This window comes from uncultured Pseudomonas sp. (genome assembly GCF_913777995.1).
In the GTDB taxonomy this organism is placed as follows: Bacteria; Pseudomonadota; Gammaproteobacteria; order Pseudomonadales; family Pseudomonadaceae; genus Aquipseudomonas.
The window spans coordinates 60,514-86,861 of the sequence record NZ_CAJYVE010000024.1; the positions used below are offsets into that span (position 1 = coordinate 60,514).

26 protein-coding genes and 1 riboswitch are annotated in these 26,348 nt (G+C 63.3%); of the genes, 9 read left to right on the forward strand and 17 right to left on the reverse strand.

The window, feature by feature from the left end:
* Positions 1-127 precede the first annotated feature (127 nt).
* Positions 128-1,597 (forward strand): membrane-bound lytic murein transglycosylase MltF, encoded by a 1,470-nt coding sequence (mltF, locus tag QZ497_RS09825; protein WP_295473683.1) that lies wholly within the window; start codon positions 128-130, stop codon positions 1,595-1,597.
* A gap of 96 nt (positions 1,598-1,693) precedes the next feature.
* Here mltF and pdxJ read toward each other — a convergent pair whose 3' ends face one another.
* From pdxJ to rpoE, 11 genes are all read right to left on the reverse strand, one after another.
* Positions 1,694-2,437 carry a pyridoxine 5'-phosphate synthase gene (gene pdxJ, locus QZ497_RS09830; RefSeq protein WP_295473685.1) on the reverse strand — a complete coding sequence of 248 codons (744 nt, stop codon included), beginning with the start codon at positions 2,435-2,437 and terminating at the stop codon, positions 1,694-1,696.
* 51 nt (positions 2,438-2,488) lie between these two features.
* Positions 2,489-3,172 (reverse strand): DNA repair protein RecO, encoded by a 684-nt coding sequence (gene recO, locus QZ497_RS09835; RefSeq protein ID WP_295473687.1) that lies wholly within the window; start codon positions 3,170-3,172, stop codon positions 2,489-2,491.
* 56 nt (positions 3,173-3,228) lie between these two features.
* Entirely contained in the window at positions 3,229-4,131 is a 903-nt protein-coding gene (era, locus tag QZ497_RS09840; RefSeq protein ID WP_295473690.1) for a GTPase Era, read from the reverse strand.
* Positions 4,124-4,813: a ribonuclease III gene (rnc, locus tag QZ497_RS09845; RefSeq protein ID WP_295473693.1), complete on the reverse strand. Its 690-nt coding sequence runs from the start codon at positions 4,811-4,813 to the stop codon at positions 4,124-4,126. Before rnc ends, era begins: the two co-directional genes overlap by 8 nt.
* Complete coding sequence (locus QZ497_RS09850) at positions 4,810-5,187, reverse strand: DUF4845 domain-containing protein (protein ID WP_295473695.1); 378 nt, start codon at positions 5,185-5,187, stop codon at positions 4,810-4,812. Before QZ497_RS09850 ends, rnc begins: the two co-directional genes overlap by 4 nt.
* 85 nt (positions 5,188-5,272) lie before the next feature.
* A complete protein-coding gene (lepB, locus tag QZ497_RS09855) occupies positions 5,273-6,130 on the reverse strand; it encodes a signal peptidase I (protein ID WP_295473697.1) in 858 nt (285 codons plus the stop codon).
* Between the two features lie 10 nt (positions 6,131-6,140).
* Entirely contained in the window at positions 6,141-7,937 is a 1,797-nt protein-coding gene (gene lepA / locus QZ497_RS09860) for a translation elongation factor 4 (protein WP_295473700.1), read from the reverse strand.
* A gap of 169 nt (positions 7,938-8,106) precedes the next feature.
* Positions 8,107-9,483 carry a DegQ family serine endoprotease gene (locus QZ497_RS09865; RefSeq protein WP_295474300.1) on the reverse strand — a complete coding sequence of 459 codons (1,377 nt, stop codon included), beginning with the start codon at positions 9,481-9,483 and terminating at the stop codon, positions 8,107-8,109.
* A gap of 342 nt (positions 9,484-9,825) precedes the next feature.
* The gene (locus QZ497_RS09870) at positions 9,826-10,788 is read right to left on the reverse strand and encodes a MucB/RseB C-terminal domain-containing protein (RefSeq protein WP_295473703.1); all 963 of its coding nucleotides are present in this window, start codon (positions 10,786-10,788) and stop codon (positions 9,826-9,828) included.
* Between the two features lie 12 nt (positions 10,789-10,800).
* On the reverse strand, positions 10,801-11,388 hold the full coding sequence (locus QZ497_RS09875) for an RseA family anti-sigma factor (RefSeq protein ID WP_295473706.1): 588 nt from the start codon (positions 11,386-11,388) through the stop codon (positions 10,801-10,803).
* A 32-nt stretch (positions 11,389-11,420) separates the two neighbouring features.
* A complete protein-coding gene (gene rpoE / locus QZ497_RS09880; RefSeq protein ID WP_295473708.1) occupies positions 11,421-12,002 on the reverse strand; it encodes an RNA polymerase sigma factor RpoE in 582 nt (193 codons plus the stop codon).
* A 527-nt stretch (positions 12,003-12,529) separates the two neighbouring features.
* On the opposite strand from rpoE, the gene nadB reads away from it, so the two are divergent.
* Entirely contained in the window at positions 12,530-14,146 is a 1,617-nt protein-coding gene (gene nadB / locus QZ497_RS09885; protein WP_295473711.1) for an L-aspartate oxidase, read from the forward strand.
* A gap of 17 nt (positions 14,147-14,163) precedes the next feature.
* On the opposite strand, the gene QZ497_RS09890 is transcribed toward nadB, so the two are convergent.
* Complete coding sequence (locus QZ497_RS09890; protein ID WP_295473714.1) at positions 14,164-14,613, reverse strand: protein YgfX; 450 nt, start codon at positions 14,611-14,613, stop codon at positions 14,164-14,166.
* On the reverse strand, positions 14,597-14,851 hold the full coding sequence (locus QZ497_RS09895) for a succinate dehydrogenase assembly factor 2 (RefSeq protein WP_295473717.1): 255 nt from the start codon (positions 14,849-14,851) through the stop codon (positions 14,597-14,599). Before QZ497_RS09895 ends, QZ497_RS09890 begins: the two co-directional genes overlap by 17 nt.
* Positions 14,852-14,995: 144 nt before the next feature.
* Between QZ497_RS09895 and QZ497_RS09900 the strand changes: the two genes are divergently transcribed.
* Both QZ497_RS09900 and QZ497_RS09905 read left to right on the forward strand, forming a co-directional pair.
* Positions 14,996-15,937 (forward strand): folate-binding protein YgfZ, encoded by a 942-nt coding sequence (locus QZ497_RS09900; RefSeq protein ID WP_295473720.1) that lies wholly within the window; start codon positions 14,996-14,998, stop codon positions 15,935-15,937.
* A gap of 63 nt (positions 15,938-16,000) precedes the next feature.
* Positions 16,001-16,822 (forward strand): HDOD domain-containing protein, encoded by an 822-nt coding sequence (locus QZ497_RS09905; RefSeq protein WP_295473723.1) that lies wholly within the window; start codon positions 16,001-16,003, stop codon positions 16,820-16,822.
* Positions 16,823-16,888: 66 nt separating this feature from the next.
* On the opposite strand, the gene QZ497_RS09910 is transcribed toward QZ497_RS09905, so the two are convergent.
* Both QZ497_RS09910 and QZ497_RS09915 read right to left on the reverse strand, forming a co-directional pair.
* A complete protein-coding gene (locus tag QZ497_RS09910) occupies positions 16,889-18,265 on the reverse strand; it encodes a sensor histidine kinase (protein ID WP_295473726.1) in 1,377 nt (458 codons plus the stop codon).
* Positions 18,255-18,929, reverse strand: a complete 675-nt coding sequence (locus QZ497_RS09915; protein ID WP_295473729.1) for a response regulator — start codon at positions 18,927-18,929, stop codon at positions 18,255-18,257. Before QZ497_RS09915 ends, QZ497_RS09910 begins: the two co-directional genes overlap by 11 nt.
* A 454-nt stretch (positions 18,930-19,383) precedes the next feature.
* Here QZ497_RS09915 and QZ497_RS09920 point away from each other — a divergent pair, with 454 nt between their 5' ends.
* The 4 genes from QZ497_RS09920 (at position 19,384) to QZ497_RS09935 (ending at position 23,424) form a co-directional block, all read left to right on the forward strand.
* Positions 19,384-20,364, forward strand: coding sequence for a tripartite tricarboxylate transporter substrate binding protein (locus tag QZ497_RS09920; RefSeq protein ID WP_295473732.1), 981 nt, complete (start codon positions 19,384-19,386; stop codon positions 20,362-20,364).
* 61 nt (positions 20,365-20,425) lie between these two features.
* A complete protein-coding gene (locus QZ497_RS09925) occupies positions 20,426-20,884 on the forward strand; it encodes a tripartite tricarboxylate transporter TctB family protein (RefSeq protein ID WP_295473736.1) in 459 nt (152 codons plus the stop codon).
* 1 nt (position 20,885) lies between these two features.
* On the forward strand, positions 20,886-22,400 hold the full coding sequence (locus tag QZ497_RS09930) for a tripartite tricarboxylate transporter permease (protein WP_295473738.1): 1,515 nt from the start codon (positions 20,886-20,888) through the stop codon (positions 22,398-22,400).
* Complete coding sequence (locus QZ497_RS09935) at positions 22,393-23,424, forward strand: AbrB family transcriptional regulator (RefSeq protein ID WP_295474302.1); 1,032 nt, start codon at positions 22,393-22,395, stop codon at positions 23,422-23,424. Before QZ497_RS09930 ends, QZ497_RS09935 begins: the two co-directional genes overlap by 8 nt.
* A gap of 62 nt (positions 23,425-23,486) precedes the next feature.
* On the opposite strand, the gene ung is transcribed toward QZ497_RS09935, so the two are convergent.
* Complete coding sequence (gene ung / locus QZ497_RS09940) at positions 23,487-24,179, reverse strand: uracil-DNA glycosylase (protein WP_295473741.1); 693 nt, start codon at positions 24,177-24,179, stop codon at positions 23,487-23,489.
* Between the two features lie 108 nt (positions 24,180-24,287).
* Complete coding sequence (locus QZ497_RS09945) at positions 24,288-24,707, reverse strand: hypothetical protein (protein WP_295473744.1); 420 nt, start codon at positions 24,705-24,707, stop codon at positions 24,288-24,290.
* Between the two features lie 373 nt (positions 24,708-25,080).
* Positions 25,081-25,182: riboswitch (guanidine-I (ykkC/yxkD leader) on the forward strand.
* A gap of 61 nt (positions 25,183-25,243) precedes the next feature.
* Between QZ497_RS09945 and QZ497_RS09950 the strand changes: the two genes are divergently transcribed.
* A complete protein-coding gene (locus QZ497_RS09950) occupies positions 25,244-26,323 on the forward strand; it encodes a putative urea ABC transporter substrate-binding protein (RefSeq protein ID WP_295473747.1) in 1,080 nt (359 codons plus the stop codon).
* The last annotated feature ends 25 nt before the right edge of the window (positions 26,324-26,348 follow it).

Genomic DNA, 26,348 nt, shown 5'->3' on the forward strand with positions numbered 1-26,348 from the left:
TAGCATCCAAAACGGCGGCCGGACTGTCGCAGGACGGATGATCGGACACGTAATGCCAATTTGCTTATCAGACGCGGGCTCTGCTGTCGATATATGGCGCTCGTTGTGCTTTGCGTATACTGCACCGATGTTCTCCCGACCTGATTTTCGCACTCGTTGCGTCAGATGGCTCATCGCAACCGCACTCTTCCTGATGCTCGGCGCCTGTGTGGATAAACCCAACACACTGGAGCGAGTCAAGGAGGACGGTGTCCTGCGCGTCATCACCCGCAACAGCCCGGCGACCTACTTTCAGGATCGCAACGGCGAGACCGGCTTCGAATACGAGCTGGTACAGCGCTTCGCGGAAGATCTGGGCGTGAAGCTGGAGATCGAAACCGCCGACAATCTCGACGAGCTGTTCGACCAGTTGCACAAGCAAGGTGGCCCGGTACTGGCCGCCGCCGGCCTGATCGACACGCCGACCCGCCGCCAGCAGGCGCGCTTTTCCCACCCTTATCTCGAAGTGACCCCGCAGGTGGTGTACCGCAACGGCCAGTCCCGCCCTACCGAACCTGCCGATCTGGTCGGCAAGCGCATCATGGTGCTCAAGGGCAGCGTGCATGCCGAGCAACTGGCCGAGATCAAGAAGCAGTATCCGGCGCTGGCGTACGAAGAGTCCGATGCCGTCGAGGTGGTTGACCTGCTGCGCATGGTCGACGAAGGCCAGATCGACCTGACCCTGGTGGACTCCAACGAACTGGCGATGAACCAGGTGTACTTCTCCAACGTGCGCGTGGCCTTCGACCTTGGCCAGGCCCGCGAACAGCGCTGGGCCGTGGCGCCGGGTGAAGACAACAGCCTGCTCAACGAAATCAACGCCTTCCTCGACAAAGCCGAGAAGAACGGCACCCTGCAGCGCCTCAAGGACCGCTATTACGGCCATGTGGACGTACTGGGCTACGTGGGCGCCTACACCTTCGCCCAGCACCTGCAGGAGCGCCTGCCCAAGTACGAGAAGTTCTTCAAGGCCTCGGCCAAGAAGGAAGAAGTCGACTGGCGCCTGCTCGCGGCCATCGGCTACCAGGAATCGATGTGGCAACCTACGGTCACCTCCAAGACCGGCGTGCGCGGCCTGATGATGCTGACCCAGAACACCGCCCAGGCGATGGGCGTGTCCAACCGTCTGGATGCGCGGCAGAGCATCCAGGGCGGTTCCAAGTACTTCGCGCAGATCAAGGAACAGCTCGACAGCGACATCCAGGAGCCGGACCGCACCTGGCTGGCGCTGGCAGCCTACAACGTGGGCAGCGGCCACCTGGACGATGCACGCAAGCTGGCGGCCAACGAGGGGCTCAACCCCAACAAGTGGCTGGACGTGAAGAAGATGCTGCCACGCCTCTCGCAGAAGAAGTGGTACAGCAAGACCCGCTACGGCTATGCCCGGGGCGGCGAGCCGGTGCATTTCGTGGCCAACATCCGCCGCTATTACGACATCCTGACCTGGGTGACCCAGCCGCAGCTGGAGGGCAACCAGGTGACTGACGGCAACATGCACGTGCCCGGCGTCGACAAGAACCCGCCACCCAACCAGCAGCAGCCACAGCCCGGCTCCTGAATCCCCTCTCTCAACACTGCGCCCCTGCAGGACCGGCTTCAGCCGCGAAAAGCTTCCCGGCTGAAGCCGGTCCTACAAGGTGCAGGTGGCAGGACCTCAGCCCCGTGCTGCGGCGACGATCAGGGCTTTCATTTCGGCCACGGCGGCCTTGAAGCCAACGAACAACGCATGGGCCACCAGGGCGTGACCGATGTTCAGTTCATTGATGCCCTTGATCGCCGCCACGGCCTCGACGTTGTGGTAATGCAGGCCATGCCCGGCGTTGACGATCAGCCCCTGCCCCACCCCGAACGCCACGCCATCGGCGATGCGTTGCAGCTCTTCGGCGACTTCGGCAGGGGTTTGCGCATCGGCGTAGCGGCCGGTGTGCAGTTCGATGGCCGGGGCGCCGACCCGCCGGGAGGCTTCGATCTGCCGCTCATCGGCATCGATGAACAGTGACACTTCGCAACCGACCTTGGCCAGGCGCTCCACCGCCGCCTTGATGCGCGCTTCCTGGCCCGCCACGTCCAGACCGCCTTCGGTGGTCAGCTCCTGGCGGGTTTCCGGCACCAGGCACACATGCGCAGGGCGCAGGCGCTCGGCGAATGCCAGCATCTCCTCGGTCACGCCCATCTCGAAGTTCATGCGCGTCTGCAGCACTTCGGCGAGCAGCAGCACGTCACGGTCCTGAATGTGCCGGCGGTCTTCACGCAGGTGCACGGTGATGCCGTCGGCGCCCGCCTCTTCGGCGTCCAGCGCGGCTTTCACCGGGTCCGGGTAGCGGGTGCCACGAGCCTGACGCAGCGTGGCCACATGGTCGATGTTCACGCCAAGAAGGATGCGAGAGCTGTGCGTCACGGGTGTCTCCTGAAAAATAGAGCGAAGCGGGCCGCAGAGCATAAAGCCTGTTCAGCGCTTGCGAAACAGTTCCCGGCTGACCAGCGGGCGCCCACCCAAGTGCACGGCCAGGGCCTGGCGCATCAGGCGCTTGGCGGCAGCCAAAGCGCCCGGCGCGCTCCAGTCGGCTTCGGCCATGGCCAGCAGCTCCGCGCCATGGAACAGCCCCGGTTGCAGCAGCCAGACCCGCTCCAGGCCCGCATCGACCTGCAAGCGATAAAGACCAGCGGCGTCCAGCGGTTCGCCATTGATGTCGGTATCCAGCGCGAAACCGTAGCCGAGATCATCGAGCAGGCGCCATTCGAATGCGCGCAGCAGCGGCTCCAGTGGTCGGCCCTCGGCCAGGGCCAGAAGCGTGGCGGCATAGTGATCGAACACCGCCGGGTGCGGGTCTTCGGCAGGCAGCAGACGAATCAGCAACTCGTTGAGGTACATGCCACTGAACAGCGCTTCACCGACCATCCAGCGAGCCACCCCGGCGCTTTCCATGCGTGCCACCGTCTTGAGTTCGCCACGCCCGCGAAACTCGGCCTCCAGCGGCACGAAGGGCCGTGCCAGGGTGCCGGCCTTGCCACGGGCATTGCGCAGCACCGCCCGTAGACGGCCCTGGGGCGTGAGGAAATCGACCAGTGCGCTGTTTTCGCGATAGGCCCGGCTGTGCAGCACATAGGCAGGTTGAGCGGTTGGCGTGCTCATCGGCGGGGCTCGCAGAACGAAGGATGGCGCCCGGCGCAGAACCGGGCGCCCGTGGCTCAGAGCTCGTTATAGCCCAGCGAACGCAGGGCGCGTTCGTCGTCGGACCAGCCGCCCTTGACCTTGACCCACAGGTTGAGCATCACCTTGGAGTCGAACATCACCTCCATGTCGCGGCGCGCATCGCTGCCGATGCGTTTGATGCGCTCGCCCTTGTCGCCGATGATGATCTTCTTCTGGCCATCGCGCTCGACCAGGATCAACGCGTGGATGTGCAGGGTATGACCCTGCTGCTTGAACTCTTCGATTTCTACGGTGATCTGGTACGGCAGCTCGGCACCCAGCTGACGCATGATCTTCTCGCGTACCAGCTCGGCGGCCAGGAAGCGGCTGCTGCGGTCGGTGATCTGGTCTTCGGGGAAGAAGTGCTCGTTCTCGGGCAGGTTCTTGGCGATCAGGGCTTCGAGTGCTTCGAGGTTGTGGCCGTTCTGCGCCGAGATCGGCACCACCGAGGCGTTGGGCAGCTGCTCTTGCAGCCACGACAGGTGCGGGATCAGCTCGGCCTTGTCTTCCAGACGGTCGGTCTTGTTGATCGCCAGGATCACCGGGCCCTGGATGTACTGCACGCGCTCCAGGACCATCTGGTCTTCGTCGGTCCAGCGGGTGCGATCCACCACGAAGATCACCACGTCGACATCTTTCAACGCCGCCGAGGCGGTCTTGTTCATGTAGCGGTTCAGCGCCTTGTCGCTGTTCTTGTGCATGCCGGGCGTGTCGACGTAGATGGCCTGCACTTCGCCTTCGGTCTTGATGCCCAGCATGGTGTGCCGGGTGGTCTGCGGCTTGCGCGAGGTGATCGCCAGCTTCTGGCCGAGGATGTGGTTGAGCAGCGTGGACTTGCCCACGTTGGGGCGGCCGACGATGGCCACATAGCCGCAGCGGGTTGGGGTTGTTTCAGTCATTGCCATTCTCCACGCCCAAGGCGATAAGGGCCGCAGCAGCGGCGACCTGCTCGGCGATCCGTCGGCTGACACCCTGGCCGCGGCTCTTCTCGTTCAGCAGGGTGACTTCACACTCGACGAAAAAGGTCCGGCAGTGCGGTTCGCCCTGGATATCCACCACTTCGTAGCGTGGCAGTTCGCAGGCCCGGGACTGCAGGAATTCCTGCAGGCGGGTCTTGGGGTCCTTGTTGGTGTCGACCAGGGTCAGACTGTCGAACTCGTTGGTCAGCCAGGCCAGCACGCGCTCACGGGCGGTGTCCATGTCCGAGTCGAGGTAGATGGCCCCGATCAGCGCTTCCAGGGCGTCGGCAAGAATCGACTCGCGACGGAAGCCACCGCTTTTCAGTTCGCCGGAGCCCAGACGCAGGTACTCGCCCAGGGCAAAGCCCTTGGCCAGCCGGGCCAGGGTCTCGCCCTTCACCAGACGCGCACGCAGGCGCGACAGCTGGCCTTCGCGGGCCTGCACGAAACGCTCGTAGAGCGCCTCGCCAGCGACGAAGTTGAGGATGGCGTCACCCAGAAACTCCAGGCGCTCGTTGTTACGCCCCGCGTAACTGCGATGGGTCAACGCCAGGATCATCAGGTCCTGGTCCTTGAAGGTATAGCCGAGCTGGCGCTCGAGGCGGCTCAGGGATGCACTCACGGTTTGGCCACGCTGAATTGCTCGTCGAACGTCATGATCAGATCGACATTGAAAAACAAGTGTTCACGCTGTTCGTAGTTCAAGTGCGCCAGGAACTTGCCGTCCTCGCTGCGCACGGTTAAAGCCTTTTTCAAATCCACGTCCCGGATGTTGTTGACCTGCATGTTCTTACCGACATAACTGTAGAAATCATCGACCGTGTCCACGCCCAATGCCTGGTTGTGTCCGGCGAGCTGGATACTTTGCTTGATTGAAAAGTAGTCCATGTAGTGCGGGATCATCTTGACTGCCAGGGTGATCACCAGGCCGATAGCGCCCAGCAACAGCAGCAGCCCAATCAGCGACATGCCCTTCTGCCTGCGTTCCAATGCCATGGTGTTCCCCAGCAATGGCCGGCGACCCGGGGGTCGGCGACCGTCTCAAATGACATACGGCGCTGCCCGAGCAGCGCCGTATCGATTACTTGATCAGCCCGACCCGCGAAAAGGTCGGGAAATGGCTGAGCTTCGGCTCTGGCCAGCTCATCCACACAGCGAAGGCCTTGCCGACGATATTGCGGTCGGGAACCATGCCCTGCTCGTCCTTGGGAATATTGGGGTCATCCCAGTAACGGCTGTCGTTGGAGTTGTCGCGGTTGTCGCCCATCATGAAATAGTGCTCGGCCGGCACGGTCCACTCGGTATCCGGTGGCGTGCGGTAGCGGCTCATTTCCTGGCGGATCTGGTGCTCGACCTCACCCAGTTTCTCCATGTACAGCTCGGCGCTGCCCAAGGTGCCTGGTTCGCTGCCGACCAGGGTCTTGGCGACCAGTTGGCCGTTGACGAACAGGCGCTTGTCGCTGGTGTAGCGGATGCGGTCACCCGGCAGGCCTACCACGCGCTTGATGTAGTTGACGCTTGGGTCGCTGGGGTAGCGGAATACCATCACATCGCCGCGCTGCGGGTCGCCGACTTCGATGACTTTCTTGTCGAGCACCGGCAGGCGGATGCCGTAGGAGAACTTGTTGACCAGAATGAAATCGCCCACGTCGAGGGTCGGTTTCATCGAGCCTGACGGAATCTGGAACGGTTCGACCAGAAACGAGCGCAGCACCAGCACGATGAACAGCACCGGAAAGAACGACTTGCCGTATTCGACCAGCAGCGGCTCCTTGCTCAGTCGCTCGACGACCGCCATGTCCGGTTGCCCGACGCTGCCCTGATAGCTGGAAATGGCCGCCCGGCGCCGCGGCGCCAGGAATACCAGATCGATCAGGGCCAGCAGACCGCATACGAATACAGCGATGACCAACAACAGCGGGAAATTTAGTGACGACATAGGACCCTGACTATTCCAACCTGAGCACTGCGAGGAAGGCTTCCTGTGGAATCTCCACGTTGCCGACCTGCTTCATGCGTTTCTTACCGGCCTTCTGCTTCTCCAGCAGCTTGCGCTTACGACTGACGTCACCGCCATAACACTTGGCCAATACGTTCTTCCTGAGTGCCTTGACAGTGGTACGCGCGATGACCTGGCCGCCAATGGCTGCCTGGATCGCCACGTCGAACATCTGCCTCGGGATCAGCTCTTTCATCTTCTCGGTCAATGCGCGGCCTTTGTAGGCAGCGTTGTCGCGGTGCACGATCAGCGCCAGGGCATCGACCTTGTCGCCGTTGATCAGCACATCGAGCTTGACCAGGTTGGCCGACTGGTAACGATCGAAATGATAGTCCAGCGAGGCATAGCCGCGGCTGGTGGACTTCAGACGGTCGAAGAAGTCCAGTACCACTTCGTTCATCGGCAGGTCGTAGCGCACTTGCACCTGGCTACCGAGGAACTGCATGTCGCGCTGGATGCCGCGCTTCTCGATGCACAGGGTGATGACGTTGCCCAGGTGCTCTTGCGGTACCAGGATGGTGGCCTGGACGATCGGCTCGCGGAAATCCTCGACCGACGAGACATCGGGGAGCTTGGACGGGTTGTCGACGTAGATGGTTTCGCCATTCTTGAGCTTGAGCTCGAAGATCACGCTGGGCGCGGTGGTGATCAGGTCCAGGTCGTATTCGCGCTCCAGGCGCTCCTGGATGATCTCCATGTGCAACATGCCGAGGAAGCCGCAACGGAAGCCGAAGCCCAGGGCGTCGGAGCTTTCCGGCGCATACTGCAGCGACGAGTCGTTGAGGGTCAGTTTCTGCAGGGCGTCGCGGAAATCCTCGAAGTCGTCGGAACTGACCGGGAACAGGCCGGCATAGACCTGCGGCTGAATACGCTTGAAACCTGGCAGCATGTCGACTTCAGGGGTCGTGCTCAGGGTCAGGGTATCACCCACCGGGGCACCCAGGATTTCCTTGATGCTGGCAATGATGAAGCCCACTTCACCGGCCTTCAGGTCGGCGGTGACCGTATGTTTGGGGTTGAACACGCCAACGCTGTCGACCAGGTGCACCTTGCCGGTGGACTTGACGAGAATCTTGTCGCCTTTCTTGACCCGGCCCTGACGGACACGAACCAGCGACACCACGCCGAGGTAGCTGTCGAACCAGGAGTCGATGATCAGGGCTTGCAGCGGTGCGTCGATATCGCCGGTCGGCGCCGGAATGGTCGTCACCAGACGCTCGAGCACCTCGTCCACGCCCATGCCGCTCTTGGCACTGCAGGCCACGGCATCGGTGGCATCGATACCGATGATCTTCTCGATCTCGTCCTTGACGCGGTCAGGGTCAGCCTGGGGCAGGTCCATCTTGTTGAGGACCGGCATGACCTCCAGGCCCTGCTCGATGGCGGTGTAACAGTTGGCCACGGACTGGGCCTCGACGCCCTGGCCGGCATCGACCACCAGCAGCGCACCTTCGCAGGCCGCCAGCGAGCGGCTGACTTCGTAGGTGAAGTCGACGTGGCCAGGGGTATCGATGAAGTTCAGCTGGTAGGTCTTACCGTCTCTGGCCTTGTAGTACAGCGTGACGCTGTGCGCCTTGATGGTGATACCGCGTTCACGCTCCAGGTCCATGGAGTCGAGCACCTGCGCTTCCATCTCGCGATCAGACAGACCACCGCACATCTGAATGAAGCGGTCGGCCAGGGTCGATTTGCCATGGTCAATGTGGGCGATGATGGAGAAATTGCGGATATGACTCAAATCACTCACGGATCAACACTCGAAAAGGTCGCAGGCACGTCGCCCGCCGAAAAATAGCCGGGAATTGTACCTGAAGCGAAGCCGGGGCGTCACGCTTGCCGCAATGGCCCGGCGTGCCTCACCCGACAGGCACGAAAAAGGGCGGCCATGCCGCCCTTCCCGCTTCAAGCCAGACGGATCACTCCGCCAATTTGAAAGTGATGAAGCTCGCTCGCCCCTGGCGCAGCACGCGCATGGATACCGAGCGGTTCTTCGGCAGGTTCTTGGCCACTTCGGTGAACTGCTTGGCCGAGACGATTTCCTGGTTGTTCAAATGGGTGATGACGTCACCGCTCTGCAGGCCGATCAGCGCCGCCGGGCCACCCTGCACTTCCTTGATGACCACACCACCCTTGAGTTCCAGGGTTTTCTTCTGCTCGCCGGTCAGCTCGGCCACCGAAACACCGAGGCGGTTGCTGCTGCGCTCGGCACCCGCCCCTGGCACACCCGCCTCGTCGCCTTCGTCTGGCAAGGCTCCGACAGTCACGGTGAGCTTCTGGCGCTTACCGTCGCGGATCACTTCCAGCTCGGCCTTGCTGCCATCCTTGAGGTTACCGATCAGGTGCGGCAGGTCGGCGGACATGACGATCGGCTGGCCGTTGGCGCTGAGGATCACGTCACCTACGCGCAGGCCACCTTTGGCTGCCGGGCTGTCTTCCAGTACCTGGGCGACCAGCGCGCCGGCCGGGCGGTCGAGACCGAAGGATTCGGCCAGGTCCTTGTTGACCTCCTGAATGACCACGCCGAGCCAGCCCCGATCGACCTTGCCGTTGGCCTTGAGCTGATTGGCGACATCCATCGCGACATCGATCGGGATGGCAAACGACAGGCCCATGAAGCCGCCGGAACGGGTGAAGATCTGCGAGTTGATCCCCACGACCTCGCCCTTCATGTTGAACAGCGGGCCACCGGAGTTACCGGGGTTGATCGCCACGTCGGTCTGGATAAACGGCACGTAGGTGTCGTTCGGCAGGCTGCGCCCCTTGGCACTGACGATACCCTTGGTCACCGAGTGATCGAAGCCGAACGGCGAACCGATGGCCAGCACCCACTCACCCACCTTGAGCTTGTCGGTGCTGCCCAGCTTGGCGGTCGGCAGGTCTTTGCCGTCGATCTTCAGCAGCGCCACGTCGGTGCGTGGATCGGTGCCGACCAGCTTGGCTTTCAGCTCGCTGCGGTCGGACAGACGCACGATGATCTCGTCGGCACCATCAACCACGTGGTTGTTGGTCAGCACGTAACCATCTGGGGAAATGATGAATCCCGAACCCAGTGACTGGGCTTCGCGCTGGCGGTCACCACGGCCGGGGGCGCGCGAGCTTGGCGGCATGCCGCGCTCGAGAAACTCCCGCAGCATCGGCGGCAGGCCTTCCAGGTCGGGCATCTGGCTGGCGACGGCACGGTCAGGCAGCTTCTGGCGGGTACTGATGTTCACTACCGCTGGCGAAGCCTGCTCGACCAGCCCGGTGAAATCGGGCAGATCCTCGGCCTGGGCCGTCGCGATCTGGCCAAGCATCAGCACGGCAGCCACCAGTGAGAAATAGGATTTCAAGCGTAATATCGACATACGGCTCCCGTTTGTAACGAGCGAAGTTAAGCATTACCAATGCGACCGACCTTTGCACCTGGAAAGTTCATTGGAAGTCTCCAATGGCACCCAATGGCTTCTTGTTTCCAGAAACAACAAAGGTCATAGCTGTCAGGCTGTGACCTATAGAAAAAAAAGCGCGGGCTTGCAACTTTCAAAGCACACCAAAGATTTCAAGATCGGCCGCCGAAGCCAGTAAAACCGGGGCTTTCAGGGCGGCCGCGAACTATATGAAACCTTTTACATTCACCCGTATGGACGTTCTGCCAATCATTTACCGGCAGCGGCACTGACCGGACGCATGGACAGGGCGATGCGCTCGGCAGTCCCGACGGGGATTTCACCCACGACGGTAATCATGGCGTCGTTCTGACCCGTTGCAAGCCGCCTGGACACCACGGCGGTGGGCCCGAACTGGGTGCGGATATCGGATGCTTGGCTTTTGTCCAGCGGCTCGATGAACACCGAGAAGCGGGTCAAGCCATCGCCATACAACTGGCTGGTGATCAGCGCACTGGAGTCATGATCCTTGCGCACTGACTGGTTGGTCAGCTCGAACCCCGAAGGCAGCCAGTCGGAGCGCCAGGTTTGCCCGGCCGGGCTCTTGTCCGCGGGTTTGCTGCGCGAAGCCTGCACCGGCTTGCAATCGGCGCTGGCGCTGAGCAGGCTCTGGTCGGAAGGCGCCGAAGGATCGAAGTCGACGAACTGGAAACGCTCCAGAAGAACGCCCCGCTCGCTGAGCAACAGGGATTTGAGGACCATGCCGGTCTGATCGTCCAGGTGCATTTCCACACCATAACGATGCTGATCCTTGGGAGACATGACCAGAATGGTCGCGGGGCGGCCTGCCACGCGAGACTTGCCCGCGACCTTGAGGTCGTACCAGGCGGAAAGCTTGTGGGCATCAAGTATGCGTCCGGCAGGATCCGGGAGATTGGCCAACCCTTCCACCAGCGTGCCGCTGACACATTGAGTCAGACCATCGACCCGGACAATCTCCTGTGCCGAGCCATCGAGCTGCAGCAGGCGCTCGCGCACCTTGCCGTCGAGGACTTCATGCCAGATCCGGTGAGTGGAGAAACTGCCGTTTCTCTCGTAGATGAACGCACCTTGAAAGCTTTGCTGCTGCTCGGCTTGCGCAAGACGCTTTAGCAGGTCTTGCGCATCGTCAGCATGTGCGGGAACGGCTAGCCATCCACTGAACAACAAAAACCATAGAGGAGTGGCTCGCATACTCGTCCTTTATTAGCGGTTTTCCAAGCTCGCAGCACGTGCGTAAGGCAGTGCGCTTTCGGTTTCTTTCAGCGCAGCCTGCTGGGCATGCTGACGCAGGTAACCGGGCACACGCTGGTCATCGACACCGGCCTGGCCTTGTACGGCGCCACCGGCGGCAGGACCGGCCTCTTCACTGGTGTTGTAACCCGCCAGCACGGCAGGGCCCTGAGGCTGAGCTACCGAGAGGTTGGCGGGCTGCTGGCTTTGCTGGGCCAGCTGGGCGCCGGTGATTTCGTCCTGATTGTACAGGCGCACACCAGCCAGCACTGCCACGGTGACCGAAGCGGCTACCGCCAGGCGACCCAGGGTGCGCCATGGACCACGACCAGGCTTGAGAGGCGAGGCTTCATCAGCAATCGCCGCCGACACAGCAGCAGAGATATCCAGATGAGGAACCAGCAGCTCCTTGTGCATGGCTGCACGCGCTACTTGGTAACGCGCCCAGGTGGCCCGTGTATCGGCGTCGTCGATGGCGTTCAATACACGACGTAATTCCAGTTCGTCCGCTTCGTTATCCATCACCGCGGACAGCGATTCCTGCAGGGCTTCACGACTCATGGCGGGTTCCTCTCTTGGCTATCGCCGCTGTCTCAGGTTTCCTGCAACAACGGCTGCAGGGCTTTATCGATGGCTTCCCGAGCGCGGAAGATCCGAGAGCGCACGGTACCCACCGGACACTGCATGACGCTCGCAATGTCCTCATAACTAAGACCGTCGAATTCGCGCAAAGTTAGGGCCGTGCGCAAATCTTCCGGGAGTAGCTGGATGGTTCGATGGACAGTCCCTTCGATTTCATCCCTCAACAATGACCTCTCCGGAGATTCGATGTCCTTGAGGCCATGGTCGCCGTCGTAGAACTCTGCATCTTCGGACTTGACATCGCTGTCTGGCGGCCGCCTTCCACGGGACACCAGATAGTTTTTCGCCGTGTTGATGGCGATGCGGTACAGCCACGTGTAGAACGCGCTGTCGCCGCGAAAATTGCCGAGTGCGCGGTAGGCCTTGATAAAGGCTTCCTGCGCGACATCCTGAGCTTCATGGGTGTCGTGCACGAAACGCACGATCAACCCGAGAATCTTGTGCTGGTACTTCAGCACCAACAGATCAAATGCTCGCCGGTCACCGCGCTGCACGCGCTCGACCAGCTGCTGATCCTCTTCCTGGGTTAGCATGAACACTCCTCGTTGAGCCTGAAGGAGTGTTGCATCTGCCATCGCTCAGGCTTGCAAACATAGACTCGGGCTTTTGGCAAAAGTTCTCCCCCTTCAGGCAAGTTTCCTGCAGACATTGAACCAGCCTGCACGAAAAACGCAGCTCGAACGAAGCTCGGCTGCGTCAATAGTCTTTTCGTCGGATCGGCCGCCGATGATCGCTGCGTACGGCCGATACGCTCCCTTTATCAGGTATCCCGCTATTGAGTTTTGGGCTTGCTGAAAAGTTCCCGCACCCCTGTATACACAGGCCGAAACTCCCCAGTGGATCCGATCACCGCCCTCCCCGGCACACGCACCGAAAAACGGTAGGCATCATCCCGGTGAGTGGCGCACAATCCGATCCCGCTCCTGGTCTCACAGTGCCACTAACTACGTGGATATTGTGCCGTCCCCCCCTTACTTATACTAGGGGGCCGTCCAGGTTCCGGCGGCGACAAGACTGAACTTCCATGGCACGCGATGCCTGGTCTAAGCGGATTTGATGAATGAGCCTACATTTTCAGCATGATGTCCTGGTTATCGGCAGCGGCGCTGCCGGGTTGAGCCTGGCCCTTACCCTGCCAGGACACCTGCGCATTGCCGTTCTGAGCAAGGGCGACCTGTCGGACGGCTCGACCTTCTGGGCCCAGGGTGGCGTGGCGGCGGTCCTCGATGACAGCGACACCGTGCAATCCCATGTAGAAGACACCCTCAATGCCGGCGGCGGCCTGTGCAACGAAGAAGCCGTACGCTTCACCGTAGAGCACAGTCGCGAAGCCATCCAGTGGCTGATCGACCAGGGCGTGCCCTTCACCCGCGGTGACGAGGACCCCGAACAGGCCCAAGGCTTCGGCTTTCACCTGACCCGCGAGGGCGGCCACAGTCATCGACGCATCATCCACGCCGCCGACGCTACCGGCGCGGCCATCTTCCGCACCCTGCTGGCTCAGGCTCGCCAGCGTCCGAACATCGAGCTGCTGGAGCAGCGCGTGGCCATCGACCTGATCACCGAGCCGCGTCTGGGCCTGCCGGGCCAGCGCTGCCTGGGCGCCTATGTGCTGGACCGACATACCGGCGAAGTCGATACCCACGCCGCGCGCTTCACGCTCCTGGCCTGCGGTGGTGCGGCCAAGGTCTATCTCTACACCAGCAACCCGGACAGCGCCTCCGGCGACGGCATTGCCATGGCCTGGCGCGCCGGTTGTCGGGTCGCCAACCTGGAGTTCAACCAGTTCCACCCCACCTGCCTGTACCACCCGCAGGCCAAGAGCTTTCTGGTCACCGAAGCGCTGCGTGGCGAAGGCGCCGTACTACGCCTGCCCAGCGGCGAGCGCTTCATGCCGCGTTTCGACGAGCGCGCCGAGCTGGCGCCCCGGGACATCGTGGCCCGCGCCATCGACCACGAAATGAAGCGCCTGGGTATCGACTGCGTGTACCTGGACATCAGCCACAAACCGGCCGAGTTCATCAAGGCGCACTTTCCCACCGTCTACGAACGCTGCCTGGAATTTTCCATCGACATCACCCGCGAGCCGATCCCCGTGGTGCCCGCAGCGCACTACACCTGCGGTGGCGTACAGGTCGACAACCACGGTCGCACTGACGTGCCCGGCCTCTATGCCGTGGGCGAAACCAGCTGCACCGGCTTGCACGGGGCGAACCGCATGGCCAGCAACTCGCTGCTGGAATGCTTCGTCTATGCCCGCTCCGCCGCCGCCGACATCGTCGCGCAGCTTGACCAGGTTGACATGCCAAACCACCTGCCCACCTGGGACGCCAGCCAGGTGACCGACTCGGACGAAGACGTGATCATCGCGCACAACTGGGACGAACTGCGGCGCTTCATGTGGGACTACGTCGGCATCGTGCGCACCAACAAACGCCTGCAGCGCGCCCAACACCGGGTACGCCTGCTGCTCGACGAAATCGACGAGTTCTACAGCAACTACAAGGTCAGCCGCGACCTGATCGAACTGCGCAACCTGGCCCAGGTCGCCGAGCTGATGATCCGCTCGGCCATGGAACGCAAGGAATCGCGCGGTCTACACTACACCCTGGACTATCCACAGATGCTGCCCGAGGCCACGGACACCGTACTGACGCCGGAACATCACGCCCGCTGACCACCCCGCAAGCGGTTTCAGCCATGCCGGGCAAAACGCAGGCGCACCCGCAGACGCCGGTGCGCATCGGCCGGCAAGGCGTCGCGGGGGATGCACAGGGAATGGGTGAAGCGAAGAAAACGCCGCTCGTCGGCAAGCTTGAATCGCACCACCACCAGCCAGGGGATGACCAGGCTGTCGGCGCATATGCGGGCGGGTCGCCAGCGGCCATCATCGCCACCGACCTGCCAGCCATCGGGGCCATGACGCAAGGCGCGAAAGGCTTGGTGATGGGTGAACAGAATGCAACGCGGCAATACCCAGGCGGCATGGCCCAGGCACAGCAGCCAGCCAGAAAGGGCCAGCCAGGTGGGAATCGACAGCAGCCCCAAGGCCACCCAGGCCAGGACCTGGGCCGTCAGATAGACCGCCAGCAGCGTCCTGGAGGGCCGCCAGCGGCATTCGAAGGGATCACTTCGGCTGGACACGGTCCAGAATCATGCGAACCATGCGCTGCAGCTCGGCGTCTTCGGATTCGCCACGCTGCATGAACCAGACGAACATGTCCTGGTCTTCACAGTCGAGCAGACGGCGATACAAGGCGCGGTCTGTATCGTTCAGGCTCGGGTAAACCTCCCGCACAAAAGGGACCAGCAGCACGTCCAGCTCCAGCATGCCGCGGCGGCTGTGCCAGAACAGACGATTGAGTTCTACTTCATCGACCATGGATCGCTCCTCGAAATCAGGCGGCGAGTATACAGGCTTTGCCGCCGTGCTCGAATGGCAGGCTGTGACAAAGGCTTGCGTATACCTTTCTTCCCGGTACATCACTATGATGTACGACATTTCTTTCTGATCTTTGCGATGACCATGGCCGACCCAGCTTTCTTCTGCACGTTGTCTCACGAAGGCGTCCTGGCCGTACGCGGCGTAGACGCTGGCAAGTTCCTCCAGGGCCAACTGACCTGCAACATCAACTACCTGAGCGAAACCCGCTCCGGCCTGGGCGCACGCTGCACCCAGAAAGGCCGCATGCAATCGAGCTTCCGCATCCTCTTCGAAACCGACGGCTGCCTGCTGGCCATGGCCAGCGAGCTGATCGAGGCGCAACTGGCCGACCTGCGCAAGTACGCGGTGTTTTCCAAGTCCAAGCTCACCGACGAAAGCGCCGCCTGGGTACGTTTCGGCCTGCAGCAGGGTGACAGCGCACTGGCCACGCTGGGGCTCGACCTGCCAGCGGAAACCAACAGCCTGGTGCGCCACGCCGGGCTGCTCGCCACCCGGGTCAGCGCCGGACGCGCCGAGCTGTGGGTGCCTGCCGCACAGGCCGAAGAAGTGCGCGCCAGGCTGGCCGCACACCTGCCCGAAGCGCCGCTCAACGACTGGCTGCTGGGACAGATCCGTGCCGGCATCGGCCAGGTGCTGGGTCCCACCCGCGAAGAGTTCATCCCGCAGATGATCAACCTGCAGGCCGTGGATGGCGTGAGCTTCAAGAAAGGCTGCTACACCGGCCAGGAAATCGTTGCGCGCATGCAGTACCTGGGCAAGCTCAAGCGCCGCCTGTACCGCCTCAGCCTGGCTGGCGACACCCTGCCCGAGCCAGGTACGCCACTGTTCTCACCGGTGCATACCAGCGCCGTGGGCAATGTGGTGATCGCTGCGCAAGCCGACGACGGCATCGAACTGCTGGCCGTGCTGCAGGACAACGCCATCGAAGATGGCCAGGTACATCTGGGCAGCGCCGAAGGACCGCAGCTGCGCCTAGAGGATCTGCCGTACACCCTGGACAGCAAGCTGGAAATCCAGCGCTGAGCCGAACCGGCAGGCCCATGGCCTGCCGGCCCCTGACAAGAGCCCACAGCTACGAGACTTAACATGAGCAAGATGGCTGCTGAGGTACAAAAAGACCTGATCAAGGCCATTGATCGGGACGCACTGTTTTTGCCTACCCTGCCCGAAGTTGCCCTCAAGATCCGCCAGGCCGCCGAAGACACCGAGATCAGCGTCGCCGCGCTGAGCCGGGTGATCGGTCACGACACCGCCCTGTCCGCACGCCTGATTCGTATCGCCAACAGCCCGATGCTGCGCGGCAGCGTCGAAATCAGCGACGTCGGTTCCGCCATTCGGCGCCTGGGCATCAACTACACCAGCAACCTGGCCATCGGTCTGGTGGTGGAACAGATGTTCCATGCCAAATCGCCGGTGATCGAGCAGAAAATGCGCGAAATCTGGCAGCAGAGCCTGCAAGTGGCGGGCATCAGCTACACCCTGTGCCAACGCTACACCGCGCTCAAGCCTGACCAGGCCACCCTGGCCGGATTGGTCCACCTGATCGGCATCCTGCCGATCCTGACCTACGCCGAAGATCACTTCGACCTGCTGGCCGACCCGATCAGCCTCAATCACGTCATCGACAACATCCACCCGACCATTGGCGAGCGCCTGCTGCACACCTGGGATTTCCCGGAAGCCCTGGCTGCCGTGCCCAGCCAGTTCCAGATACTGGACCGGCCGCTGCGCAAGGCCGACTACGTCGATCTGGTGCAGGTGGCCAGCGCACATATCAACAGGGGCACTCCCCACCCGCTGGGCCAGGTCGACATCATCGACCTGCCGGCCTTCACTCGTCTGGGCCTAGACCCGGCCGGCGGTCAACTGGCCATTGATATGGATGAAGCCAGCCGGCTGTTCTACTAGCGTTCAGCGCTGTTTCCGCATAGCGGCTTCAGCCGGGCGGCTTTCCCAGCGCGGTGACTTGGACACTCAGGAAAACCGCACCCGCACTTTCAGGCCTCGTTCGGCCCCATCATGCAACGAGATCTGCGCCAGGTGAGCGCGACAGATCTCGCCCACGATCGCCAGCCCCAGGCCGGTCCCGGTGCCATGCGGCTGGCGCGTGTAGAAGCGCTCGAAGACCCGCTCGCGGTCCTCGGGCGCAATGCCGGGGCCGTCGTCCTCGACCTCCAGGATGCCCGGCTCCAGCACCCGCAAGACCACGTTTCCGCCAGAAGGGGTGTGGGCCAGGGCATTGTCGACCAGGTTGCTCAACAGCTCGTTGAGCAGCGTCGGTTCGCCGCGCAACCACACCGGCTCGTCAGCCTCAAGCGCCAGGCTGACGCCGCGAGCGTAGGCCAGCGGCGCCATGGCCATGCCCAGGTCGCGGGCCAACTGGCTGAGGTCCAGGCGCTGCGCGCCGCCCTCGGCGATGGCGCGCGCACCGTTCTCGATGCGTGCCAACGACAGCAACTGGTTGGCCAGGTGCGTCAGGCGGTCGGTGCTTTGAGCCACCGACTCCAGGGTGTGTCGCCACTGCAGCGGGTCGCGTTCACGCAGCCCCAGCTCGACCCGCGCCTTGAGCGCCGCCAGCGGCGTACGCAATTCGTGGGCCGCATCGGCGATGAACTGCGCCTGACGTTCGAACTGATGGCGCAGGCGCTCGGTGAAGTGGTTCAGCGCACTGACCAGCGGCCGCAGCTCGTGCTGCACCTCGACCATCGGCAAGGGCCGCAGGTCATCCGGCCGACGTTCTTCCACGGCGCTGCGCAAACGTTCCAGCGGGCGCAGCGCGCCGCTGACGGTAAACCACACCAGCAGCATCGCACCGGCGCCCAGCATGCCCAGGCGCAGCAGGGTGTCGGCCATCAGGCTGCGCGCCATGCCCACCCGCGCATCGTCGGTCTCGGCCACGCGGATCTCGGCAATACCGTTCATGCCCGGTTCGCTGACCGGCTTGAGCAGGCTCACCACGCGCACGTTCTGGCCGCGATAGACGCCGTTGTAGAAGGTCGCCAGGGCTGGGTAGTCATCGGTACGCGCCGTGCCCGGCGGTGGCGAAGGCAGGTTCTCGTAGCCGGATATCAAGCGCTTGTGGATGTCGTTGACCTGGTAATAGATGCGCCCCTCGCTGTCGTAGGCGAAGGTGTCCAGGGCCACGTAGGGAATGTCCGCGCTCAACGTACCGTCGCGTTGCGCCAGGCCCGCGGCGATGGTACGTGCCGAGGCCAGCAGGGTGCGGTCGTAGGCGGTGTCGGCAACCTCGCGGCCATTCCAGTAGGCACTCATGCCACTGGCCAGCATCAGCAGGGTGAGCAACAGGCCGAGGGTCGAAAGCAGGCGCCAGCGCAGGCTGTCATTGCGCATCGCGACTTTCCAGCAGGTAACCCAGGCCACGGAAGGTCACGATGGCCACCGCGTGCCCGTCGAGCTTCTTGCGCAAGCGGTGGATGTAGATCTCGATGGCGTCCGGGCTGGCCTCTTCGTCCATGCCGAACACCTGCCCGGCCAGTTGTTCCTTGCTCATCACCCGTCCGGAGCGGGCGATCAGCACCTCCAGCACCGATTGCTCGCGGGAGGTCAACTGCAGGGGCTCACCCTGCAAGCTGAAACGCCGGGTGTCGAGGTCGTAGACCAGCGCGCCACAACGCTGCTGGCGCTCGCCGCCCAGCACGCTGCGACGCAGCAGCGCCTTGACCCGCGCCTCCAGCTCGGAAAGCTCGAACGGCTTGGCCAGGTAGTCGTCGGCCCCGAGGTTCAGGCCATGCACGCGGTCCTTCACGTCGCTGCGCGCGGTGAGCATCAGCACCGGCAGGTTCTTGCCGCGCCCGCGCAAGCGCGCCAGCACTTCGAAGCCATCCATGCGCGGCAGGCCGACGTCGAGAATGGCCACGGCATACTCTTCGCTGCTCAAGGCCAGGTCGGCGGCGACCCCGTCATGCAGCACATCCACGGTCAGACCGGCGAGCTTGAGCGCCTGGCAGACACTTTCGGCCAGTTGCAGGTGATCTTCGACGAGCAAAACACGCATCTCGGCCTCCGGGCATGGGGGGATGGGGGGGAAGAAACCGCAGAAGTGTTACAGCACACCCAGCCTCTGTGAAGCCCCGAAACAAATTGCCGCCAAACCGTCCCGCGAAGCTTTCAGAACTGAAAGGTTGCTGAAAGGTTGATGTTTTAGCATCGAGCAAACGCCCGAAAACAGGGCTTCTGCCACTGCGCATCAGCGCGCGGGCACACATAACAACAATAAAAGGATTTTCAGCCATGACCGATGCCCATCGGACCGCCTTGCTTTCTCTCTCGCCCCGTCTCGCGAACCACTCCCCTGCCCGAGCGGCCAATGCGCCGTGACCTCGACTGGCCTCGCACACCCATTTTCGCTCCGACGTCGCTGAACGCGCCGGCGAATACGGCTGCCCGATCGCTCATCGGCAGCCCACAGCTTCCAATCAACAAAAATAACGCTCAAAGGAGACTGTCCCATGAAACGATCCCTGCGCCATCTTGCCTTGGCCGCCAGCAGCCTGCTGCTGGCCACCCAGGTCTTCGCCGCCGAACCCAAGCGTCCGGAATGTATCGCTCCGGCCTCGCCGGGCGGCGGCTTCGACCTGACCTGCAAGCTGATCCAGAGCGCGCTGATCAACGAGAAGGTGCTGAGTTCGCCGATGCGCGTCACCTACATGCCGGGCGGCGTGGGCGCAGTGGCGTACAACGCCGTGGTCGCCCAGCGTCCGGCCGATGCCGGCACCCTGGTGGCCTGGTCCAGTGGCTCGCTGCTCAACCTGGCGCAGGGCAAGTTCGGTCGGTTCGACGAGAACGCCGTGCGCTGGCTGGCCGCCGTGGGCACCAGCTATGGCGCCATCGCCGTGAAGAGCGACTCGCCGTACAAGACCCTGGATGACCTGGTCAAGGCACTCAAGGAAGACCCGAGCAAGGTGGTGATCGGTTCCGGCGGCACCGTGGGCAGCCAGGACTGGATGCAGACCGCGCTGATCGCCAAGGCCGCCGGCATCAACCCGCGCGCCCTGCGCTACGTGGCCCTTGAGGGTGGCGGCGAGATCGCTACCGCACTGCTGGGCGGCCACATTCAGGTCGGCAGTACCGACATTTCCGACTCCATGCCGCACATCCTCAGCGGCGACATGCGCCTGTTGGCGGTGTTCGCCGAGAACCGCATCGACGAGCCGGAGATGAAGAACATCCCCACCGCCCGCGAGCAGGGCTATGACATCGTCTGGCCAGTGGTACGCGGTTTCTACCTGGGGCCGAAGGTCAGCGACGAAGACTACAAGTGGTGGAAAGACGCGTTCGACAAGGTGCTGGCCTCGGAAGACTTCGCCAAGCTGCGCGACCAGCGCGAGCTGTTCCCCTTCGCCATGACCGGTGAAGAACTGGACACCTACGTCAAGAAGCAGGTCGTCGAGTACAAGAAGCTGGCCAAGGAATTCGGCCTGATCCAGTGACCGCCACCGCCTGACTGACAAGGGCCGTCGCCTGGCAAAGGGCGCGGTCCGGGAGACTTCCATGGTCTTGCAACGACTCTTCGCCGCCGCGCTGCTGCTGGTCTGCGCCGCGCTGGCAATCATGGCCTGGCCCTACCAGGCACCGTTTTCCTATGAGCCGGTCGGCCCGCGTGCCTTTCCGCTGCTGATGCTCGGCCTGATGGGCGTGGCGCTGCTGTACATGCTGTTTCGTCCTACGCCCATCGTGCACTCCGAAGACGAGCCGCCGCTGGACCGCGAAACCCTGATCAAGATCGGCGCCTGCATCGGCCTGCTGCTGATCTTCGCCGCCACCTTCGAAACCCTGGGGTTCATCCTCAGCAGCATTCTCATCGGCGTGCCCATGGCCCTGCTCTATGGTGGCCGCGCAGTGCCCGGCACCGTGGTAGTAGTGCTGATGAGCATCGCCCTGTACGTGCTGTTCGACAAAACCATGGACGTGCCGCTGCCCATGGGCTGGCTCAGCGTCCTGGAGAATTGACATGGATACTTTCAGCTACCTCGGCCAGGGCTTCGGCGTGGCCATGACCCCCTACAACCTGGTCACTGCCCTGTCGGGCACCCTGATCGGCACCATCGTCGGCCTGCTGCCAGGGCTGGGCCCGATCAACGGCGTGGCGCTGCTGATCCCCATCGCCTTCGCCCTGGGCCTGCCGCCGGAATCGGCGCTGATCCTGCTGGCGGCGGTGTACCTGGGTTGCGAGTACGGCGGGCGGATCAGCTCGATCCTGCTCAACATCCCGGGCGAAGCCTCGACCGTGATGACCACCCTCGACGGCTACCCCATGGCACGCAAGGGCCTGGCAGGCGTCGCCCTGTCGCTGTCGGCCTGGAGTTCGTTCATCGGTGCCTTCATCGCCACCTGCGGCATGGTGCTGTTCGCGCCAATCCTGGCCAAGTGGGCGATCGCCTTCGGACCGGCGGAATACTTCGTGCTCATGGTCTTCGCCATCGTCTGCCTGGGCGGCATGGCCGGCGACCGCCCCCTGAAGACCTTCATCGCGGCGCTGATCGGCCTGTTCCTATCGGCGGTGGGCATCGACGCCAACAGCGGCGTATACCGTTTCACCGGTGACGACGTGCACCTGGCCGATGGCATTCAGTTCGTGGTGCTGGTGCTGGGCCTGTTCTCGATCAGCGAAATCCTCCTGCTGCTGGAGAAGACCCATCGTGGCCAGGAAGCGGTCAAGGCCACCGGGCGCATGTTGTTCAACATGAAGGAAGCGGCGGCGGTGTTCGTCGTCAACCTGCGTTGCGGCCTGATGGGCTTCGTCCTTGGCGTACTGCCGGGTGCCGGCGCGACCCTGGCCAGTGCCGTGGCCTACATGACCGAGAAACGCATCGCCGGCGCCAAGGGCGAGTTCGGCAAGGGTGACATGCGCGGCCTGGCCGCACCGGAAACCGCCATCGGCGCCAGCTGCTGCGGCGCCCTGGTACCGATGCTGACCCTCGGCGTTCCCGGTTCGGGCACCACGGCGGTGATGATCGGCGCACTGACGCTGTACAACATCACCCCCGGCCCGATGCTGTTCCAGCAACAGCCGGATATCGTCTGGGGCCTGATCGCCTCGCTGTTCATCGCCAACGTCATGCTGGTGATCCTGAACATTCCGATGATCCGCATCTTCACCCGCATCCTGGCCGTGCCGAACTGGGCCTTGGTACCGGTGATCGCGATCATCACCGCGATCGGCGTGTACGCCGTGCATGCCACCACCTTCGACCTGTTCCTGATGGTCGGCATCGGCATCTTCGGCTACATCCTGCGCAAGATGGACTTCCCGCTGTCGCCGATCCTGCTCGGTTTCATCCTCGGTGGCCTGATGGAGCAGAACCTGCGCCGCGCGTTGTCGATCTCCAACGGTGAGCTGGGCATCCTGTGGTCCAGTTCCATCTCCGTCGGAGTGTGGTCGCTGACCGTCGTGATGTTGCTGTTCCCTCTGGTACGCATCTGGCGCAAACGTGCCAAGCAGCGCAGCGCCCTGGCCGATGCCTGACGGCACCTGGCGCTCATGGTGGGCGACCCCGCTGGCTGGGCTGGCGGGGGGTTACCTGGCCAGCCTCATCGGCTGGCCTTTGCCATGGATGGTCGGCTCGTTGCTGGCGGTCATCCTGGTGCGCAGCCTGACACCCTGGCAGCTGGCGCAGATCCCCGGTGGCCGCAAATGCGGCCAGCTGATCATCGGCGTGGGGATCGGCCTGCATTTCAATCCCGAGGTGGTCGAGCAGGTGCTCGGCCACTTCGGCCTGATTCTCGGCGGTGCACTGATTACCGGCCTGTCGTGCCTGGCCGGCGTGTGGCTGATGCTGCGCACCGGCGAAGACCGGCCGACGGCGTTCTTCTCCAGCATGCCCGGCGGCTCGCAGGAAATGGTCAACCTCGGCGGGCGCAATGGCGCGGTACTCAGCAGCGTGGCCGCCGCGCAGAGCCTGCGGGTGCTGGCAGTGGTACTGTGCGTACCGGCCCTCTTCAAGTACCTGCTCGGTGACGGCGCCCTCGCCTCCCACACCCTGAACGTCGACTGGCGCTGGCTGGTCGGCCTGACCCTGGCCGGCGCGCTCATGGCGGTGCTCTGGCAGCGCTGCCGGCAACCCAACCCCTGGCTGTTCGGCCCGCTGCTGGTCAGCTCTGCGGCCAGCATTTTCTGCGACCTGCGCCTCGGCCTGCCGGACGGCAGCAGCCAGCTGGGCCAGCTGCTGATCGGCAGCGGCCTGGGTTGCCACTTCAACCGGGCGTTCTTTCGCCGCGCGCCATCGTTCCTGGCTCGCACGCTGCTGGGCACCTCGCTGATGATGCTGGTCGCGGCGCTGGCGGCCTTGATCCTCGGCACCCTCACCCACCTCGACGTGCGCTCGCTGACCCTGGGCATGATGCCAGGCGGCATCGCCGAGATGAGCCTCACCGCCGAGGTGCTGCAGCTGTCGGTGCCGCTGGTCACCGCCATGCAGGTGATGCGTCTGCTGCTGGTGCTGTTCCTGGCCGAGCCGCTGTACAGGCGCTGGGCCAGGGCAAAGGCCTGAGCCTGCTGCCCTGGACCGGTAGCACTGGCTTCAGCCGGGATGCCCGGCGCGGCTGAAGCCGCCTACAGCGGCGGCAAACGCCAGTCGATCGGCGTCAGGCCATGCTGTTCGAGAAACTTGTTGGCACGCCCGAAGTGCCCATTGCCGATGAAGCCCTTGTAGGCCGACAGCGGCGACGGGTGCACCGAGGTGAGGATCAGGTGCTTGGTGGCGTCGATCAGCTTGCGCTTGCCCTGCGCATGGGCGCCCCAGAGCAGGAACACCAGGTTCGGCTGGTGGGCGCTGACCACTTCGATGACCTTATCGGTGAAATGCTGCCAGCCCCGCCCGGCATGGGAGGCAGCGTTGCCGCGCTCCACGGTAAGGGTGGTATTGAGCAGCAGCACCCCCTGGTCGGCCCAGGACTGCAGACAGCCATGGTTGGGGATGTCGATGTTCAGGTCGCGCTGCAATTCCTTGAAGATGTTCACCAGCGACGGTGGCGCCGGCACGCCAGGCTGCACCGAGAAGCACAGACCGTGGGCCTGACCGGGACCGTGGTACGGGTCCTGGCCGAGGATCACCACCTTCACGTCGTCCAGCGGCGTGGAGTTGAGCGCATTGAAGATCAGCGGGCCCGGCGGAAAGATCTGCTTGCCGGCGGCATGTTCCTGGCGCAGGAACTCGCGCAGCTCGCCCATGTAGGGCTTGTCGAACTCTTCGCGCAAGGCCTGCTTCCAACTGGGTTCGAGTTTGATGCGGTCGTCGCTGGTCATGGTCCTGCCCGTGTATGAAGAATGCGCGGACACTAGGAAAGCTGGCCGGCAAAGTCAAATGGCCCGTCCAGCCGCGCTTTACCTGCGGCTGGACGGGCCTTCTCGGGCTCAGTGGCGCCCGTCCCAGCGGTTGTCGTTGCGACCGTCGTTCCAGCGATTGCGGTCACGCTGGTCATTCCAGCGGTTGTCCCAGGCCTGGCCCGGCGGGCGGCCCGGCATGTAGACCCGGGGTGGCAGCGGCTGGCCGTTATAGCGCGGCGGTGGCGGGCCATAGTAGCGCGGCGGTGGAGGCCCGTAATACCGCGGTGGTGGAGGGCCGTAGTAGCGCGGTGGCGGTGGGGGTGGGCCGTAATAACGCGGCGGCGGCGCCACGTAGACACGTCGCTCCTGATAGAAAGTGGGTCCTGCGTAGTAATAGGTCGATGCAGCAGGTCGGGTATAGACATCCGTTTCGTAATAACCGGAGCTTGCATAGCAACCGGTCAGGGATACAGCCATCAGCAGCACACAAAGGGATCGTCGATACATGGGCGGCCTCCTGGACCGCAAGGGTCACGTTTCAGCGACGCTGAACGCGTCCCCCAATACTTTGGGGGACGAGACATAAGACCGGAAAAAGCGCCTTCGGTGCGACACCCGGTCAACGCCTGGTTGTTCGACCACCTCGCTGAAGCGGTTGCGCGCCGACGCGGCGGGGGTTTGCCAACGGTCATCAATATGCAACAAGACATTTCACGCCTCATCACAGTGCGCCTTGCACCAGCACAAGGCATGCCCGGCGCAGCACGGAACCCTAGAATTGCCCGTAAAGCCCGCCAGCCCGCACTTTTGCGCAACTGGCACGCGGCTCGCATAGCGATAAGCGTGCAGGAGTCAACTCAGGTTCGCGGCACCACAATTTGCAATGGCTGACTAGGGTTCCGGCTCGCCGCAAGGCGGGTGGCTGGTCCGAGAGTCAGCGACCTCCAGTGAGGTTACACGGCGGGATAAAAGCCCGGGAGACAGGACACCCATGGTGTCGCGTAGCTCCTGGCCGCCCTTTTCCATACTGGAGGTTTCTCACGATGCCCACGCACAAGTCCAAGTTTCGTCTGGCCGGCCTTCTGGCCGCAGGTCTCTTCGCGGCACTGAGCCTCCCGGCCCAGGCAGCGCCCAAGGATCACTTCAACGTCTGCTGGACCATCTATGCCGGCTGGATGCCCTGGGAATACGCCGGCACCCAGGGCATCGTCGACAAGTGGGCGCAGAAGTACGGCATCAAGATCGACGTCACCCAGCTCAACGACTACGTCGAGTCGATCAACCAATACACTGCCGGCCAGTTCGATGGCTGCACCATGACCAACATGGATGCCTTGACCATCCCGGCTGCCGGTGGCGTGCAAAGCACCGCGCTGGTGGTCAGCGACTTCTCCAACGGCAACGATGGCATCGTGCTCAAGGGCGAAGGCAAGACCGTGAAAGACCTCAAGGGCATGAACGTCAACCTGGTCGAGCTGTCGGTGTCCCACTACCTGCTGGCCCGCGCCCTGGACACCGTCGACCTGACCGAGCGCGACGTCAAGGTGGTCAACACCTCCGACGCGGACATCTCGGCCACCTTCTCCACCCCTGACGTACAGGCAGTGACCACCTGGAACCCGATGCTCGCCGAGATCAAGGCGCGTCCGGGCGTCACCCAGGTCTTCGACTCCAGCAAGATTCCTGGCGAGATCATGGACATGATGGTGGTCAACACCCAGACCCTGAAGGACAACCCGGCGCTGGGCAAAGCCCTGACCGGCGCCTGGTTCGAAGTGGTCGAGCTGATGAACCAGCGCAACGCGGCCAGCAAGGCGGCTCTGGAACACATGGCCAAGGCCTCGGGCACCGACCTGTCCGGCTTCGAAGCGCAGCTGGCCACCACCAAACTGTTCGCCACGCCCAAGCAAGCCCTGGACTTCGTCACCAGCGCCCAGCTGCCCGGCACCATGCGCAAGGTCGCGGCGTTTTCCTTCGAACATGGCCTGCTCGGCGAAGGCGCGCGTGACGCCAGTGCGGTGGGCATGACCTTCGCCAAGGGCGTGACCGAAGGCGACAAGGGCAACCTCAAGCTGCATTTCGACCCGACCTACGTGCAGATGGCCGCCGACGGCACGCTGTAAGCCGCCTCACCGACAAAGGGCTACG